Below are 1,877 nucleotides of genomic sequence, written 5' to 3' on the forward strand. Positions count from 1 at the left end.
CAAATGTTTTGATGAGCGTGGTGGTATCATTGGCCAGAGCACTTACGTGAATGTGCGTGGTTTTGGTGACCAATGGCAATACGTCGCTATAATATTCATTGACCAATGAGTCACGATTGCTTTGGTAATCCAACGATACGCGTGACTATTGACCCTTCAATAAATCATCATCGAATCCTAAGAAATTCCTTAGATTCTGTCTTTTGATCTATAATATATTGTGCCTAATAGCCCTATTAACCACCAAAGCCCAACCGAAAGGTTAGGCTTTGATAGAACGTTTTGAAATCCCTCGGTAGACGCCTTGTCCCCTTTTTACAGAAAGCGGTACTTCATATATCTCTTCCCGCCGATTAATCACACACGTTAAGCCGAAGAGGCTAAACGCACGCTATAGGAGTTGTAATTGCATATAGGACTAATTCATTCGGTGTCTAAATGGGTCCTTTTCATTTTTTTTAATAATTTTTTCATATAAATATGAACAATACAGATACCCTAACAGAAAGCCCATTACAAGCCAAAAACCAAAGTAGAAGACTTGAGGTATTCGATCAGAATATCCAATAACTGACAATACAATCAAGTATACTAACCAAATTCCAACTATTACAGCTCCAACTTTACTTATTATTCTTCTGTTCATGCCTTTTTTGTAAAAAATGTGAACCAACAAGAATAAGAAATGCCCCAATTAGAATGGGAATATTCAACCCTGAATAAACCTCGTTAAAGAAAATATTTGTTATAACGATAATTGCAGCAATTATCAGACCTATGGTATCATATTTAAATTTCATCATTCTAATACCCAATCAGTTCCATTCCAAATGTATGTCCCTTCTTCTTTCGAAGCAGTGTTGTTTAGAAACTCTTTCGCCTTTTTTCCCTTTCTCCTATTTTCATCTTCCTTTGCCTTCTCCTCTTTTGTCTGCCCTCTTTCGATACCATAAGTATCCTTCAGTATATCATAAATTGCGGCGGATTCCACCATTGCAGGATTTATGGTTCCAAAAAACTGTTGATCTGTAAGTTGTTCAGCCTGAGGAATACCTCCTGTGCTTGCGATCAACTGAGCAATTTCCCTATCACTCATTTGCTCTATAGCTTTCTCTAACTTTTTCTTATCAAGATACTTATTGGTTTCCCTATATAATTCTGTTATGGTCGCTATTGCTACCATGATTTTTGCAGCCCTTTTGACTGCTCCCCAATTTGGCTGAAATTTTGGATCATTCGGATCATTTACATTTCCCAAAATAGATCCCTCATTGTGAATTTTTAGAGTACTCGCTTTCATTTTATCGTATGGAGGGCTCAAATTATCATGCAAAAAGTATACGCCGGTTCCAATCAAAGCCCCACCAACAATTACCTCATATAAACTCGCTAATCCCCAAACTATTGGGTGATTTCCAGATGGGTCACTATATCTAATAGGGTTATTCCATCCAAAATTATATGGAGAAATGGGATACTGCTGAGGTGTTTCAGCCATTGCATCTACAGACAAGAACCTTCCGAGCGCTGGATCATATTGCCTAGCGTTAAAATTCATTAACCTCAGATCAAAATCTTCAATAACTTCATTCCCATTATACTTAAAATTCTGCGCCGTCATCGCCGGTCTAGAATAGTTATTGAAAGTCAGGCCAAAAGGATAATAATCATCCTTGCTCACAATAGGGCTGTGAGTATGGGTGACCTTGAGGTCATCAAAGTAGACTGGGCTGGTAACATCACTTTGCATGCTGGTGTAAATATACAAATAGCATGCTTGATCAAAAGTGAGATCATCCAAAAACAATCGCTCATGGCTAAAGGACGCACTTGAGCTGATCTCGTGATAGCCAGACTGGATCTCTTCATAGTTGTCA

1 protein-coding gene is annotated in these 1,877 nt (G+C 38.1%); it reads right to left on the reverse strand.

Annotation, left to right across the window (positions count from 1 at the left end):
* Window positions 1-799: 799 nt before the first annotated feature.
* A partial coding sequence (locus ABJF11_RS03300; RefSeq protein ID WP_348118040.1) for an RHS repeat-associated core domain-containing protein occupies window positions 800-1,877 on the reverse strand: 1,078 nt, incomplete at its 5' end.

The organism is Reichenbachiella sp. (assembly GCF_039941815.1).
Taxonomy (GTDB): domain Bacteria; phylum Bacteroidota; class Bacteroidia; order Cytophagales; family Cyclobacteriaceae; genus Reichenbachiella.